The organism is Halanaerobium praevalens DSM 2228 (assembly GCF_000165465.1).
GTDB lineage: Bacteria > Bacillota > Halanaerobiia > Halanaerobiales > Halanaerobiaceae > Halanaerobium > Halanaerobium praevalens.
Genome location: NC_017455.1, coordinates 296,204 through 311,428 on the forward strand (window position 1 = coordinate 296,204; position 15,225 = coordinate 311,428).

At 30.8% G+C, this 15,225-nt stretch carries 15 protein-coding genes; all 15 read left to right on the forward strand.

The window, feature by feature from the left end; all coding sequences use genetic code 11:
• Window positions 1–78 precede the first annotated feature (78 nt).
• Window positions 79–549 (forward strand): HutP family protein, encoded by a 471-nt coding sequence (locus HPRAE_RS01280; protein WP_014552440.1) that lies wholly within the window; start codon window positions 79–81, stop codon window positions 547–549.
• Entirely contained in the window at window positions 527–2,305 is a 1,779-nt protein-coding gene (locus HPRAE_RS01285; protein ID WP_014552441.1) for an ABC transporter ATP-binding protein, read from the forward strand. The genes HPRAE_RS01280 and HPRAE_RS01285 overlap by 23 nt, the downstream gene beginning before the upstream one ends.
• Before the next feature lie 37 nt (window positions 2,306–2,342).
• On the forward strand, window positions 2,343–2,993 hold the full coding sequence (locus HPRAE_RS01290) for a lysophospholipid acyltransferase family protein (protein WP_014552442.1): 651 nt from the start codon (window positions 2,343–2,345) through the stop codon (window positions 2,991–2,993).
• A gap of 15 nt (window positions 2,994–3,008) precedes the next feature.
• Window positions 3,009–4,133, forward strand: a complete 1,125-nt coding sequence (lpxK, locus tag HPRAE_RS01295) for a tetraacyldisaccharide 4'-kinase (protein WP_014552443.1) — start codon at window positions 3,009–3,011, stop codon at window positions 4,131–4,133.
• Window positions 4,134–4,154: 21 nt separating this feature from the next.
• On the forward strand, window positions 4,155–4,898 hold the full coding sequence (gene kdsB, locus HPRAE_RS01300; RefSeq protein ID WP_014552444.1) for a 3-deoxy-manno-octulosonate cytidylyltransferase: 744 nt from the start codon (window positions 4,155–4,157) through the stop codon (window positions 4,896–4,898).
• Window positions 4,899–4,940: 42 nt separating this feature from the next.
• A complete protein-coding gene (kdsA, locus tag HPRAE_RS01305; RefSeq protein WP_014552445.1) occupies window positions 4,941–5,786 on the forward strand; it encodes a 3-deoxy-8-phosphooctulonate synthase in 846 nt (281 codons plus the stop codon).
• 16 nt (window positions 5,787–5,802) lie between these two features.
• Complete coding sequence (locus HPRAE_RS01310) at window positions 5,803–6,801, forward strand: KpsF/GutQ family sugar-phosphate isomerase (protein WP_014552446.1); 999 nt, start codon at window positions 5,803–5,805, stop codon at window positions 6,799–6,801.
• A gap of 64 nt (window positions 6,802–6,865) precedes the next feature.
• Entirely contained in the window at window positions 6,866–7,732 is an 867-nt protein-coding gene (locus HPRAE_RS01315; protein ID WP_014552447.1) for a lysophospholipid acyltransferase family protein, read from the forward strand.
• Window positions 7,733–7,770: 38 nt separating this feature from the next.
• Window positions 7,771–9,087 (forward strand): 3-deoxy-D-manno-octulosonic acid transferase, encoded by a 1,317-nt coding sequence (locus HPRAE_RS01320; RefSeq protein ID WP_014552448.1) that lies wholly within the window; start codon window positions 7,771–7,773, stop codon window positions 9,085–9,087.
• A complete protein-coding gene (locus HPRAE_RS01325; protein WP_014552449.1) occupies window positions 9,077–10,132 on the forward strand; it encodes a glycosyltransferase family 9 protein in 1,056 nt (351 codons plus the stop codon). The genes HPRAE_RS01320 and HPRAE_RS01325 overlap by 11 nt, the downstream gene beginning before the upstream one ends.
• 88 nt (window positions 10,133–10,220) lie before the next feature.
• Entirely contained in the window at window positions 10,221–11,291 is a 1,071-nt protein-coding gene (waaF, locus tag HPRAE_RS01330; protein WP_245528272.1) for a lipopolysaccharide heptosyltransferase II, read from the forward strand.
• A complete protein-coding gene (locus HPRAE_RS01335; protein WP_014552451.1) occupies window positions 11,291–12,049 on the forward strand; it encodes a glycosyltransferase family 2 protein in 759 nt (252 codons plus the stop codon). The genes waaF and HPRAE_RS01335 overlap by 1 nt, the downstream gene beginning before the upstream one ends.
• Complete coding sequence (locus HPRAE_RS01340; protein WP_014552452.1) at window positions 12,049–13,149, forward strand: glycosyltransferase; 1,101 nt, start codon at window positions 12,049–12,051, stop codon at window positions 13,147–13,149. Before HPRAE_RS01335 ends, HPRAE_RS01340 begins: the two co-directional genes overlap by 1 nt.
• 18 nt (window positions 13,150–13,167) lie before the next feature.
• On the forward strand, window positions 13,168–14,364 hold the full coding sequence (locus HPRAE_RS01345; RefSeq protein ID WP_014552453.1) for an O-antigen ligase family protein: 1,197 nt from the start codon (window positions 13,168–13,170) through the stop codon (window positions 14,362–14,364).
• A gap of 17 nt (window positions 14,365–14,381) precedes the next feature.
• Window positions 14,382–15,200: a lipopolysaccharide kinase InaA family protein gene (locus HPRAE_RS01350; RefSeq protein ID WP_014552454.1), complete on the forward strand. Its 819-nt coding sequence runs from the start codon at window positions 14,382–14,384 to the stop codon at window positions 15,198–15,200.
• Window positions 15,201–15,225: the final 25 nt, after the last annotated feature.

The window sequence follows — 15,225 nt, forward strand, 5'->3', positions numbered from 1 at the left end:
AATAAGTGGTAGTTAAAATTTAGAAACTAACCTTTTTTAAAAGTAAATAACTAAAAAATAAGACCAAGAGGTGATTTGATGGAATTATCGGATTTTTCAATTGATGACTTTACAATAATTGATGGAAGCCAGTCTATCGGAAAGGTGGCTGTATTACTGTCAATGGTGAATGATGAATTTGACAAAGAAATTATAGATTCATATAAAAATGAGGGATATAAAGCTGTAATTACTCGAGCAGGAGGTAAAGGCTCAAAATTAAAAGATAAAGTTTTAAGAAACTGTTTAGGAGCTGCAATTAAAGGTGATGTGATTACCGAATCAGTCCAAGACCAGCGAATTTTAACCCGCTGTGTAGAAAGAGCAATGATTGATTTTGATAAACCACTTTCTGGTATCTCAGGAGCAGGAATTAAAATTGGAATTGTGAGTAAAGAACCACATTTAGCAGTAGCTCTTTACGGAAAACTTGGTATCCCTGGTTTGGATGTTGATCACGAAATTTCAGGAATGGGGATTCATTATTATGGACTCAGTCAAAGAAAATAATCATTTTGAATTATTAAAAAGAGTATTTAAATATATTTTACCATATAAAGGCAGACTGGCAGGAGGAGTTGCCTCCATGCTAGTTCATGCCTTTTTAACTGTTTTTTTCGTTAAGGTTTTTCAGGATTTATTAGAAACAATTATTTCTGATATTGATATGGGCAGAGAAGGAATGATTCAGCTTTCTTTAGTTGCAGGAATGATGATTGTAGTTTATTTTCTCAAAGGGGTCTCCTATTATGGAAAAACCTATCTTGTTTCTTATGTTTCTCAAAAAGCAATTAAAGATATGAGAGATGATCTTTATGCCCACCTTCATAATTTATCTTTAAGTTTTTATAGTAAAAATAAAACTGGAGATATTTTATCAAGGGTAACTAATGATGTTAAAAATTTAGAAAGCTCAATGATCAAAACTACTGTAGGAACTATAGATAAGGTATTTACATTAATTGGTGGTATAATTTACCTTGTGTATTTAAATTATCGGCTAACAGTCTTTTTAATTATAATCTTACCTTTAATTACTTATGTTATTACTAAATTTAATTATAAACTAAAAAAAGTTAGTCGCAGAGTACAAATTAAAATAGCAGATGTTTCTGATGTACTACAAGAAACTTTATCAGCTGTAAGAGTTGTTAAATCTTTTGGCCGGGAAGAATATGAGTTTGATCGTTTTAGTAGTGAAAACCATGCTAATTTTAGAGCCAAAATGAAAAAAACACAGTATGGAGCAATTTTAACTCCTTTAGTTGAATTTATAGCTGCAATTTCCTTTACAGCTATCCTGTGGTATGGTGGTTATGAGGTTATGCAGGGACGAATGACAGCATCTGAGTTAATTGCCTTTTTTACTCTACTTTTAACTATTAGTGATCCTCTGCGTTCTATTACTAAATTATCTAAGCGTTTACAGCAGTTATTTGCTTCAGCTGAGAGAGTATTCGAAATAATGGATACAGAATCTGAGCTGCGTGAAGATGATCAAAACAAAATAGAACTCAAAAAAGTAGCAGGAGAAGTCGTTTATGATAATGTAAGTTTTGCTTATAATAAAAATGAGATAGTTTTAAAAAATATTAATTTAACAGCTAATCCTGGTGAAATTGTAGCTTTAGTTGGTCATAGTGGAGCTGGTAAAACGACTATGGTAGATTTGATTCCACGCTTTTTTGACCCAATTTCAGGTCGGATGCGTTTGGATGGACATGATCTTAGAGATTTGCAAATAGATAGTTTAAGGGATTTTATTGGTATTGTTCCCCAAGAAACTATTTTATTTAGTGGTTCTTTAAGAGATAATATTGCTTATGGTGATTTAGAAGCTGATTTTGAAGCTATTCAGCAGGCGGCTGAAGCAGCAAATGCCCATGGTTTTATTATGGATTTCCCCAATGCTTATGATACAATAGTAGGAGAAAGAGGAGTTGGTCTTTCTGGGGGACAAAAGCAGAGAGTTTCTATTGCTAGAGCGATACTTAAAGATCCTAAAATCTTAATTTTAGATGAAGCAACTTCTTCTCTTGATTCAGAATCTGAAAATTTAGTTCAGGAAGCTTTGGAAAACTTGATGGAAGCTAGAACAACTTTTATTATTGCTCATCGACTTTCTACAATTAAAAATGCAGATAAGATTGTAGTAGTTGAACAGGGAGAGATAATGGAGGTTGGAAGTCACCAAAAATTATTAGCTGCTCAAGGTAAATATGCTTCTTTATACCAGGGACAGTTTATTGAAGATCCAAATGCTTAAAAGAACAATATAATTATTAAAAAAGGAGGAATAAATAGTGAAAAAAAATAAAAAAACTTTAAAAGAAAAAATAATTCCTCCTTTAGCATATTATTTATTAAAGGCTACAAATTCTAGTTATAGACTTGAGGTTGAAGGTTGGCAAAGGATAGAGAAAAAAATTATGCAGCAAGAATCATTACTTTTTTCAATTTGGCATGGGACACTTTGGGTTCCAGCTTATTTTTTGCGTGGTTTAGGTATTTATGCTTTAGCAAGTTTGAGTCGAGATGGAAGCTATATAGCTAAAGTCTTGGAGAATTTAGGTTGGGAATTAATTCGGGGTTCAAGTAGTAGGGGTGGTAGTCGTTCTCTACTTCAGCTTTATCGCAAGTTAAAACATGGATTTAGTGCAGCTATTACTCCAGATGGTCCAACTGGACCTCGGCATGAGGTTAAACCAGGTATTATATTTTTGCAAAAAAAGGCTGATTCATTTCTAGTCCCAGTTGGAGTTGATGCTCGCTGGAAGAAAAAATTTGGTAGCTGGGATCAATTTTTACTTCCTTACCCTTTTAGTAAAACAGCTATAGTTTTTGGTAAACCTTTTAAATTTGAAGCAGAATTGTCAAGAGAAAGCAAACAAGAAATTTTAGCAGAGAAAATGAAAAAAGTAAATTTAAGAGCAGCTGAGTTAGTCAAAAAATAATTGGTGGTATTAATAATGAATTATATAAGTAAGTATGTAGAAAAAATAATAGAAGGTTCTAAAAAAGGTAAAATAGCAGCATTAATCCGCTTTGTTTTACTTTTACTATCTGTAATCTATGCTCAGTTAGCAAAATTTAGATCTTTTTTATATCAAAAAAATATTTTAAAGAAAAAAGAAGCCCAAGTACCTGTAATTAGTATTGGCAATATAACTACAGGTGGGACTGGAAAAACTCCCTTTGCAGATTTTTTAGCAACTGAACTAAAAGCTGATTACAAGATAGCAATTATTAGTCGGGGTTATGGTGCTGCCAAAGAAGTTGAAGAACCTTTTTTGATTAAAGATCCAAAGAACTTATATGCAGGAGCTGCTCAGGCTGGAGATGAGCTTTTTATGCTGGCCCGAAAAAGCGAAAATTTAATTTTTATTAGGTCAGCTAATAGATATCAAGGAACAAAGTTGGCTGTAGCTCAGGGGGCAGATTTAGTTTTACTTGATGATGGTTTTCAACACTACCAATTAAAACGTAAATTGGATATAGTAATTATTGATGCTGAAAACCCATTTTCCAACAGAAAAGTCTTGCCAGCTGGATTATTAAGAGAACCTTTTACTGCTTTAAAAAGAGCTGATCTTTTTCTTTTAAATCGAAGTGAAAATGTTGATTTTAGTCGGGTTAATGAATTGAAAAATTCTTTAAATAAATTTAACCCTCAAAATAAAGGGGTTTTTAGAGCAGAAACTCAATTAGAAAGCTGTGTTTCTGTAGCTTCTCAGACTGAAGAAAAAATTGACTTTTTAAAGGAGAAAAAGGTTTTTGCTTTTTCAGGAATTGGTAGTCCAGAAGCATTTCAAAAAAGTATAGAGGCTGCTGGAGCAAAACTGGTTAGCTATAAAATATTTAAAGATCATTATAATTATCAAAAAGAAGATCTATTAACTCTGCTTGATCAGTATTCAGCTTCTCAAGCAGATTTGATTTTAACTACAGAAAAAGATGCAGTTAAATTATTTGATTTTGCTGAAATAATTGGTGAACTTCCTTTTTATTATTTACCAATTTCTTTAAAAATTGAAGCTAAAAAAGAATTGCTGGAAATAGTTAAAACTAAAATTAAAAATGGAGAATCTAAATAATAATTTGAGGTGTATTTTTTAATGAATAAACTAAAAACAGCTGCTTTGATTCCGGCTCGCTATAATTCTACTCGCTTCCCAGCTAAAGCCCTAGCTAAAATTTCAGGGCAAGCAATGATTGTTAGAGTTTATGAGTCAGTAAAAGCCTGTCAGTTAATAGATCAAGTTTATGTTGCTACAGATGATCAAAGAATAAAAAAAGCTGTAGAAAAAGCTGGTGGTCAGGTTATTATGACAGATGCTAAACATCAAAGTGGAACAGATAGAATTGCCGAGGCTGCTGCAGAAATTGAAGCTGATTTAATAGTTAATGTTCAGGGAGATGAACCCTTAATTAGAGCTCAAGATATTGCTCCAGCGCTGGAAGTTTTTGCTCAGAGACCAGAATTGAAAATGAGTACCTTAAAAAGAAAAATAACTGCAGCAGAAGCAGAGAATCCTGATCTGGTTAAAGTAATTACTGATCAAAATGATTATGCCCTTTACTTTTCGCGGTCACCGATTCCCTATTATCGAGCTGAAACAGTTAAAAATAAAAATTATTATCAACATATAGGTCTTTATGTTTATCGCCGTGATTTTTTGTTAAAATATGCTAAAATGCAGCAGACTGAATTAGAAAAGGCAGAGTCATTAGAACAACTCCGGGCTCTAGAAAACGGCTATCAAATAAAAGTTATAGAAACAAATGCTAAACTAATCGGAGTTGATCGCAAAGAAGATATTAAATTAGTTGAAAAAGAACTTGCAGCTAGGCAAAATTAAGTTAAAATTTTGTTTAAATAGGCAACTAAATGGAGGTAAAAAATGCTTAAAAAAGTTAAATTAAATGAAGAAGTAATTTTTGGAGACCAGGAAAAACCTTTTGTGCTTTTGGCTGGCCCTTGTGCCATTGAAGAAGAAGATCGGGTATTAAGAATTGCAGAAGGAATTAAAGAAATTACAAGTAAGTTAGGAATTCCCTATGTTTTTAAAGCATCTTTTGATAAGGCAAATCGTTCTTCAATTGAATCATATCGGGGACCTGGTTTAGAAAAGGGTTTAGAAATTTTAGCAAAGGTAAAAAAAGAGTTTGATTTACCTGTTATTTCAGATATTCATTTACCAGAACAGGCAGCAGCTGCAGCAGATGTTTTAGATATTATGCAGATTCCTGCTTTTTTATCTCGTCAGACTGATATGTTAACAGCAGCTGGTAAGACTGGAAGTATTATTAATGTTAAAAAGGGTCAATTTTTGGCACCATGGGATATAGATCAAGTTGTAGCTAAAATAGAAAGTACAGGTAATGAAAAGATTATTTTAACTGAAAGAGGTGTTTCTTTTGGCTATAATAATTTAGTTGTTGATATGCGTTCATTACCAAGGATGCGCAAAACTGGTTATCCTGTTGTTTTTGATGCAACTCATGCTGTTCAATTACCTGGTGGTGCCGGTGACAGTTCTGACGGAGAAAAAGAATATGTACCTTATTTAATGAGAGCAGCTTTAGCAGCTGGAATTGACTCTTTATTTATGGAAGTTCATGATAACCCAGCTGTAGCTAAAAGTGATGGAGCTAATATGATTCCTTTAGTTAATTTGGAAGAAATTTTAAAACAAGGTTTAGCAATTGATCAAGCAGTCAAAAATTGTGAGCAAATAAATTATTAAAAACTAGGTGACTAAAATGACAAAAATAAGCAAAACTAAGCGTGAAGAAAAATTAAAAGTAGGTTTAGAAGATGCTAAAAACACTTTGCAAATAGAAGCAGATGCGGTTTTAAAATTAAAAGCTGAGCTTGATGGCAGTTTTAAAAAAGCAATGGAAATGATTATTGATGCTCAAGGACGAGTTGTTTTTACTGGAGTTGGTAAAACAGGTTTAGTAGCTAAAAAATTAGCAGCAACTTTTTCTAGCACAGGCACTTCTGCATTTTTTGTTCATGCAGGAGAAGGCTTACATGGTGATTTAGGAATGATTAGAGAAGGGGATGTAGTAATTGCTGTTTCTAATAGTGGAGAAACAGATGAGGTTATTTCGCTTTTACCTTCTTTAAGAAGAATTGGGGTTAAATTAATTGCCCTAACTGGAAATGGAAGTTCTACTTTGGCTGAACATGCAGATCTAGTTTTAAAAGCAGATGTTGTTTCAGAGGCTTGTCCTCATAATTTAGCTCCCACTGCTAGTACTACAGCTGCTTTAGCATTAGGAGATGCTTTAGCAATTGCTCTTTCTTCCTATTATGGTTTTAGTCCAGAAGATTTTGCCCTTTTTCATCCAGGTGGTTCTTTAGGACGTAAACTATTAACTAAAGTCCAAGATGTAATTAAGATTAGAGAACAAAACCCAGTAGTTGCTATTGATGCAACTGTACGGGGTGCCTTGTTTAAGATGACCCAAAGCCAGATGGGCTCTACTTCTATTGTTGATCAAAATGGTGATCTCAAAGGAATTATTACTGATGGAGATATTCGACGTTTATTAGAAAAGTCTTCTGATTTTATTGAAGAACCTGTTAAAAAATATATGACTATTGATCCAATTTCTATTGCTCCAGACAAATTGGCAGCAGAAGCTCTACAAATTATGGAAGCTAAAGAAATAAATGATCTACCAGTAGTTGAAAATGAAAAACCAGTGGCAATGCTTAATTTCCAAGATTTATTAAGGGCTAAAGTTTTTTAGTTGAATTAACAGTCAATTTAATCAGGAAATTAAGCCTAATTATTAAAGATAAAAGAGGCTAAATATGAAAGATAAAATAAGTATTTTTTTATACAATATTTTGAGATTTGTTCTTCAAAAATTGCCAGATAAAGCTGGTCTTTATTTGGGACGTTTAGTGGGTTATTTAGCTTATTTACTTAGTCCAGCTAGAAGAGAACATTCTCGGCTAAATTTAAAAAAGGCTTTAGCAGTTAATGAAAAAGAATCAAAAAGGTTAATTAAAAAAGTATATCAGAATTTAGGTTATAATTTAACTGAGTTTTTAATCGAAGATAGTTTAACTAAAGAAGATATAGAAAAAATGGTCGAATTTGAAGGCTTAGAATATTTAGATCAAGCATTAAAAAAAGGCAAAGGAGTTATTTTGTATACTGCTCATTTTGGTAATTGGGAGTTGTTGGGAGCAGTTTTAGCTTTGAAAGGATATCAGATTAATTCAATTGCTAAAAAACAGAAAAATTATTTATTTGATCAAAAAATAAATAAAATTAGAAATAAAATTGGAATTGGTGTTATTCCAAAAGGTTTAGCGGTAAGACAGGCTTTTAAAAAATTAAAAGCTAAAGAAATAGTAGCTATTTTGGGTGATCAAGATGCTCGCAGTAAAGGTTGGAAACTCAATTTTTTTGATAGAGATGCTTCTACATATGCTGGAGCTGTTCAATTTGCCCAAAGAACTGGTGCTGTAATTGTACCAGCTTTTTTGGAAAGGGAAAATTTTTTAGACCATAAACTTAAAATTTATCCACCACAAAAAATTAGTCAAAATACTTCTGAGGCTGAACTTAAAAAAAGATTACAAAGTTTGCTGAATTTAACAGAAAAAGAAATTAGAGAAAATCCAGCTGACTGGCTCTGGTTACATAAACGCTGGAAAACTTATAATTAGATTTATTTTTAAATTATTAATTAAAGGGGGAAGCAATAATGTATTTAATCTATAATCTACTTTTATCAATTTTAATAGTCTTATTACTCCCCTATTATTATTTAAAAAGCAAAAAAAGTGGAGAAAAGCTTAATTTAAAAGAGCGCTTTGCTTTTTATGATCAAAACTTAGATCTTTTATTTCCAGCTAAAAAAGTTATTTGGCTGCAGGCAGCTTCAGCTGGAGAAACTTTAGCAGCCAAAAAATTAACATCTGAACTGAGAAAAAAATATCCAGATGCTAAAATAATATTTTCGACTATGACTGCTAGTGGTAAAAAATTAGCTAAAGAAAAAATAGAAGCTGCTGATTTAATTATTTACCTTCCCTTTGATTTAAATTGGGTTGTTAAAAGAGCAGTTAATTTTTTTAAGCCAGATCTTTTTATCATGATTGAAACGGAATTATGGCCTAATTTGATTAAAGCTTTAGATCAACAAGGAACTAAGCTTATTTTAGCTAGTGGGCGTATTAGTGATGATTCTTTTGACCAATATAAATACTTGGGATCACTTTTAGCTGATGTACTAAAAAGAGTAGATGTTTTTAGTATGCAGCAGCAAGAAGCAGCAGCTAAAATTGAAAAATTAGGCGCAGCACCTGATCATATTTGTATCAATGGTAATTTAAAATATGATCTCGAATTGAAAACTCCAAGTCAAAAAGAGATAGTAGCTAAAAAAGAACTATTACAGTTAAGAGAAGAAACTAAAGTTTTAATAGCAGGCAGTACACATCAGGGAGAAGAAGAAATCATTTTAGAGCTTTACCAACAGCTTAAAGTTGATTTTCCTGAACTTAAAATTTTAATTGCACCTCGCTATGTTGAAAGGCGAGAAGAAATTTTAGAACTGTGTTATAAAAAAGATATTTCAGCTTCATTATATTCAAAACTAAAAAAAGAAAAAGCTAAATTAGATCAACAGACAGACATTATAATTATAGATACTATGGGTGAATTAGCCGATCTATATTTTTATGCAGATTTAGTTTTTATTGGTGGTTCTTTAATTGAGCGGGGCGGTCATAACATCATAGAGCCTGCAGCTCGGGCGAAGGTTGTTTTATTTGGCCAGAGCATGTATAATTTTAAAGAGCAAAGAAATTTTTTAGTTGATGAGGAAGTAGCCTTTGAAATTGAAAATATTGATCAGTTTTTTAAAAAGACTTATCAGCTTTTAGCTAATGAACAGTATCGAGAACAATTAGCACTTAAAGCAGCTAAACTAATAGATCAAAATCGAGGTTCAGTTAAAAAGCATTTACAGCTAATTGAAGTGCTTTTAAAACAGGGAGAAGATTATAATGCAAGATAGAGATGTTAAAAAGATTTTAATTACAAGGTTAAGTGCTATTGGTGATGTAATACATGCTTTACCAGTTGCTTCTGCTTTAAGAAAAGAATATCCTGAAGCTCAAATCGATTGGTTAGTTGAAGCTAAAGCTTTACCTTTAGTTAAGTTAAATCCTTATTTAGACAATGTTATTTTGCTACCACGTAAAAAATGGCGCCAAATGTTAAATGAAGATGTGGTACAAACAGTAAAATCTTTTTTTGGCTTTTTTAAAAAAATGAAAAAAAATAATTATGATATAAATTTAGATTTACACGGCTTATTTAAAAGTGCTTTAAGTTCTTATTTGATTAAGCCAAAACTGCGTTTAGGGCCAGCTGATGGGAGAGAATTAAGTAAATTTGTCTATCAAGCTAAAATTGATATTCCAGCTAAAAAAATGCATCAAGTTGAAAGAAACCTTTATTTAGCTTCAGCTTTAGGAGCTGCAACTGAATCGCTTGATTATGGTCTAAAAATAACACCTGTCATTAAAAGTCGAGTTAGCCGTTTATTTGCTAGAGAAAATATTGATTTAAATAAAAAAGTAGTTATTATCAATCCTTTTACTACTTGGGAATCTAAAAATTGGTTTTTAGACCGTTATTTTAGTTTAGCAAATAAGCTTATTCAAGCTGGTTATTATATAATTTTTACAGGGGCTAGTTCTGATAAAGAAGCAATTGCTAGTTTTGAATCTTCTTTTACTGATTCTTATAGTAATTTAGCTGGCGAAACTGATTTAGAAGAGTTAACAGAGCTTTATAAAAGAGCAGATCTTTATATTGGTGGAGATACTGGACCTACTCATTTGGCAGCTGCTGTGGATTTAGATGTTATTTCACTGATGGGTCCAACTTCACCAACAACTCATGGCCCTTATGGTAAAGGTCATACTGTTATTCAAGATAATAGCTTAGAATGTATTCGCTGTTGGGACCGACACTGCAGCCGCAAAATGCAGTGTATGAAGTCAATTAGTGTAGAGCAAGTCTTAAGGATTGCTAACAAGAAATTAAATGGTTAATTATTTTGTTGAGCTCAAAATTATTTTTGCTTTATTTTCAAAGTTAACCTTTTACTTGTAATTTATAGGTGTGATATTTAGAGAAGGAATGATTATTGTGGAAAAAATAGATAGAATAATAGTTATTGATCTTTTATATTTGGGAGATTTATTATTTGCTCATCCTTTTTTTGCTGGTTTAAGAAAGCTTTTTCCGAAGACTAGAATTGATTTGGTAGCAAATAGTAATTTTGCTGAAATAATGAGGTCTAATTCAAATTTAGATCATGTTTATAGCTATAATAAAAATTGGAATACTACTCGTTCTTATAAATTTGCTAAGAAATTAAAAATGAATAATTACCAATTAGGGCTTAATATCCATGGTAATTGGAGAACAGCTTTGCTTTTAAAATTAATTGCAGCTGATAAAAATATTGGTTATGGGGGCCAAGGTAGAGGCCTATTTTTAGACCAAGAAATTGAAAAAAGTAATGCTTCACATGTGATAGAATTTTATCTTGATTTTTTGGAGCAACTTAAAGACAGTGAATTATTAATTCCTAATTTAAATGAGCAGCAGAAAAAAATGAATTTAACTGAAAGTGCTTACCCTGTTTTAGATTTTGAAAAAAGCTATCACAAAAAGGCAGAAAATAAATTAAAAGAGATTGGCTTAGAAAATGATTTTTTGGTTTTAAATACAGGTGGGAGCTGGAATTCAAAACGATGGCCAGAAGAATATTTTGCTGAGATTGCTGATCTTTTAGCTGCTCAAAAACATAAAATATTATTTGTTGGTGGTTCGGCTGACAAAGAAAGAGTTGCTTATATTTGTAATAAGATTGAAAATCAAAAGCAAATTTATAATTTAAGTGGAAAAACATCTTTGCTGGAGTTAGCTGCTATTTTAAAAAAGGCTAAATTAGTAATTAGTGGAGATACTGGTCCAATCCATGTAGCAGCAGCAGTTGGTACAAATACTTTTACTATTTTTGGGCCATCTGATGAAGAAAAATACGCTCCTCGCGGTAAAGGTCAAAATATCTTAATTAAAAATATTGATCTTAACTGTCGACCTTGTGGTGAACATGAGTGTCCACTTGGGCATTTTAAATGTATGCGAGAATTAACACCTGATTTAGTAGTAAAAAGGCTAAAAGAAGAGGAATTGATTTAATGCAGAAATTAAGTGCTCTAGTTTTAACCTATAATGAAGAAAAGCATATTGAAGACTGTTTAGCTAGTATTAGCTGGGTTGATCAAGTTATAGTAATCGATTCTTTTAGTGATGATCAAACTAAAGAACTTTGTCAGCAGCATGAAAATGTTGATTTCTATGCAAATGAATTTAAAGATTTTGCTAGTCAAAGAAATTTTGGCTTAGAAAAAATTAAAACAGATTGGGTTTTTGTAATTGATGCTGATGAAAGAGTAACTGAAGATTTAAGAGCTGAAATAGTAGAAACTTTAAATCAATCTGAAGCTAAAGCGGAAGGTTATGAGATAGCTCGCAAAAATTATTTTTTAGGTAAATGGATTAAATACTGTGGTTGGTATCCTGATTATACTTTAAGACTTTTTCAAAGCAGATATAGATATAGTGGTTTAGTGCATGAATCACCAGAGATAGATGGAAAGATTGCGAAACTTAAAAATGATTTTATTCATTATACATATCAGGATTTAGAAAGTTATACAGCCAAAATTAATCAATATACTAGTCTTGATGCAGAAAAAAAATACCAGTCTGGTAAATCAGTAGGAATAGCTTATATTTTAATTCGACCTTTTTTGGAGTTTATAAAAAAATATTTATTTAAAAAAGGGTTTTTACTTGGTAGTCAGGGTTTGATATTATCAGTTTTATCAGCTTATTATCAGTTTTTAAAAGCAGTTAAACTTTGGGAATTAAATAACTTTGGGGATGAAAATTAATGAAAAGAATTGTTTTTTTAAATAGCTGTCCTGTTTGGGGTGGTGGAGAGAAATGGACCTTCACTACAGCTAAAATCTTAAATGAAGATCCAGAATTTGATATTTTTATTGCTACTGGCAGAGAAACAGAATTATTTAGGCGAGCAAAAGAAGCTGGAATTAAGACTAAAGAGATTGAAGTTAAAAGTGGAATAACAGTTTTGAATCCAATTAAGGTTAAAGTTTTTGTTGATTTTTTAAAAAGAAATAAAATTGATATTATGTTTTTAAATATGTCTCAAGATTTAAAGTTTGGTGGTATTACGGGTAAATTAGCTGGTTTAGAGCGGATAATTTATCGGCGGGGTTTAGCAGTACCAATTAAAGATAGATTTTATAATAAATTTTTATTTAATAAATGCTTAACAAATGTAATTGCTAATTCTATTGCTGTAAAGAAGTCATTATTAAAAAATACTTCTAGTTGGTTTAAAAAAGGTAAAATTGATATAATCTACAATGGTGTTGATTTAGAGATAATCAAATCGGAGCTTGATCAAAACAATAGTAATTTAAGGAACGAGTTTAATATTGATGCTGAAGAAATTTTAATTTCTAAAATTGGTCGTTTAACAGAACAAAAAGGGCACAAATATTTATTTGAAGCTCTTTCTATTGTTAAAAATGATTATGATAAATTTACAGTTTTAATTGTTGGAAAAGGAGATTCAGAAAAAGAATTAAAAACTATGGTATCAAAATACAACTTGGAAAATCATATTATTTTTACTGGATTTCGCAGTGATATTTATAATATTTTAAATCAGAGTGACTTTTTAGTTCATACTGCTTTGTGGGAAGGTTGTCCTAACACTATTTTAGAGGCAATGGCGGTAGGCACACCGATAGTTGCCTCAAATATTCCTTCAGTGGAGGAAATATTAATTAATGAAGATGTGGGATATTTGGCTAAAAATAAGAATCCTAAAGATATAGCTTCAAAGATGATTAAAATGATAAAAAACGCTAATCGAAATCAACTTTCTTTTAATGCCAGAAAATTAATAGAAAAGCAATTCACTACAGATATAATGGTAAATAACATTAAAAAGATTTTATAACTAAGGTGGAATTCAAATATGAATAAAGTTTTAAAGGGCTTAGATAAGTTTATAATAGGTAGTTTATTATTTATGATGTTTAGCTCAGCAATTTCAATTGGTGGTTCAAGTATAGGTATGGGCTTTGCTTTTTTAGCCTGGATAATTAAAATGATGATTAAAAAAATAAAATCAGAAGAGATTTCTTTTGTGGCTGTACCTTTTAGTAATGCAATCTGGCTTCTTTTTGCAGCAATATTGATATCTTTTATTGGTACTTATAATTTTCAGCAAAGTTTAGAGGGCTTAGAAGATTATTTAATTGTAATTCTTCTTTTTTATACTGTTGTTAACAATGTTAAGGATTTAGAAACGGTTAAGAAAATGTTTGGTTTTGGAGTGCTGTCAATTATTTTATCCTCACTTTATGGAGTGTTTTATCAATATCTATATCAGGGTATTAGCAGAATAGATTCTACATTTATGGCTTTAGATTTTGGTGCTTTGCTTTTAATGTATTCTATTTTTGTGATGACTTATTTATTTTTTGCTGAAAATAGCCTTAAATTTAAATATTTATCTGCTTCAGCCTTAATATTACTTTTAGTTACCTTGATTTTAAATAAATCACGTGGAGCTTGGCTAGGTTTTGCAGGTGGGTCTTTTATGACTTTTTGGTTATATAAAAAGAAACTTATTCCTATCTTTTTGATTGCTTTAATAGTGATAGTGTTATTAGCACCAGCTGCTATTCAGGACCGGATAATTAGTATTACAGATTTAAAAAATAATAAAAGTAATACAACCCGTTTAGGTTTATGGAAGAGTGCTTTAATTATTTTTAAAGATAATCCTGTTAATGGTGTAGGTATTAATAATTTTCGGCCAGCTTATAAATCTGGTTATGAACAGGAAGGTGTTCCACCTTTTTCTCATGCTCATAATTCATACCTTAATTTTCTATCTGAGACTGGAATTCTTGGCTTTTCTGCTTTAATTTATTTATTTTTTGATATTTTAAAATATTTATATTTAGCATATAAAAAAATTGAAGATAAATTTTCTAAGTTATTTATTTTAAGTGTTTTTTCTTCCTTTGTAGGAGCCTTTGTTATTCAGGGAATGACAGAATCCAATTTTTCAAAATCAGTAGTAGGTAGAACTCTCTGGTTTTTAATTGCTCTAGCTGTAATTATAGTTCAAATTAATGAGCAAAAAGCTGAACTATCAAATTGAAATAGGGGAGTTCAATAATGAAAATTAAAAATAAAAAATCAGATGGAATAGATTTTTATTATAATAAAAAAGCTTCAAATGAAATGCTAGAAATGACTAAATATTGTTTGAGAAATAAAAGAATTGATAAAAAAAAATTTGAATTAATAAAAAAAGGTAACCAGCGAGAGGTATATAAAGCCATTATTGATTCAGAAAGTTATTATTTTAAAAAATATTGTTATCGCAGTTTTGATAAAAAACTAAAAAATATCTTCAGAAAATCAGCTGCTTATAATTCTTTTAAGCTCAGTAATGATTTAATTGAAAATGGTATTTCAGTAGTTAAACCTGTATTAGCAGCTGAAATCAAACATAACCACCTTACTGTTGATAGTGTATTTATCACCAAGGATTTTGGTGGGACAGATTTACAGCAATTTTTGGCTGAGCAAGATTATTCTGCAGCAGAAAAAGAAGAAATTATTATTAGTTTAGCTAAGTTATGGAGTAAATTATATAAAAACAATTATCTTAATGGAGATCCAAATCTACCTGGGGTACTACTTAATTTTGATGATAAATTAAAATTATCCTTAGTGGATTTAGATAATTTTAGGCAGTCAATTTATTTAACTAAAAAAAGAATTATTCGAAATCTAGCTAAGTTTAATGCTCACAGTTATTCAGGTCTTGCTAAAATGGGAAGCAAAAAGCTAAAAAGTGCAGATCGGAAATTATTTTTGCAGCATCTCATAAGGAATTATAAGAGATTAGAAAAAATGAATCTTTACCAGGCTATTCAAGCTGAAACATTTAATATTTTAAAGGCCTGGGGAAAAAGTGAATTGATATAAAAAATCCCAAAAGGAGGAAGAGAGA

Excerpts from the sequence above, each read along its gene's own strand:
- HPRAE_RS01280 (WP_014552440.1), top strand. The coding sequence starts at position 79 with ATGGAATTATCGGATTTTTCAATTGATGACTTTACAATAATTGATGGA.
- HPRAE_RS01285 (WP_014552441.1), top strand. The coding sequence starts at position 527 with ATGGACTCAGTCAAAGAAAATAATCATTTTGAATTATTAAAAAGAGTA.
- lpxK (WP_014552443.1), top strand. The coding sequence starts at position 3,009 with ATGAATTATATAAGTAAGTATGTAGAAAAAATAATAGAAGGTTCTAAA.
- kdsB (WP_014552444.1), top strand. The coding sequence starts at position 4,155 with ATGAATAAACTAAAAACAGCTGCTTTGATTCCGGCTCGCTATAATTCT.
- kdsA (WP_014552445.1), top strand. The coding sequence starts at position 4,941 with ATGCTTAAAAAAGTTAAATTAAATGAAGAAGTAATTTTTGGAGACCAG.
- HPRAE_RS01310 (WP_014552446.1), top strand. The coding sequence starts at position 5,803 with ATGACAAAAATAAGCAAAACTAAGCGTGAAGAAAAATTAAAAGTAGGT.
- HPRAE_RS01315 (WP_014552447.1), top strand. The coding sequence starts at position 6,866 with ATGAAAGATAAAATAAGTATTTTTTTATACAATATTTTGAGATTTGTT.
- HPRAE_RS01320 (WP_014552448.1), top strand. The coding sequence starts at position 7,771 with ATGTATTTAATCTATAATCTACTTTTATCAATTTTAATAGTCTTATTA.
- HPRAE_RS01325 (WP_014552449.1), top strand. The coding sequence starts at position 9,077 with ATGCAAGATAGAGATGTTAAAAAGATTTTAATTACAAGGTTAAGTGCT.
- waaF (WP_245528272.1), top strand. The coding sequence starts at position 10,221 with ATGATTATTGTGGAAAAAATAGATAGAATAATAGTTATTGATCTTTTA.
- HPRAE_RS01335 (WP_014552451.1), top strand. The coding sequence starts at position 11,291 with ATGCAGAAATTAAGTGCTCTAGTTTTAACCTATAATGAAGAAAAGCAT.
- HPRAE_RS01340 (WP_014552452.1), top strand. The coding sequence starts at position 12,049 with ATGAAAAGAATTGTTTTTTTAAATAGCTGTCCTGTTTGGGGTGGTGGA.
- HPRAE_RS01345 (WP_014552453.1), top strand. The coding sequence starts at position 13,168 with ATGAATAAAGTTTTAAAGGGCTTAGATAAGTTTATAATAGGTAGTTTA.
- HPRAE_RS01350 (WP_014552454.1), top strand. The coding sequence starts at position 14,382 with ATGAAAATTAAAAATAAAAAATCAGATGGAATAGATTTTTATTATAAT.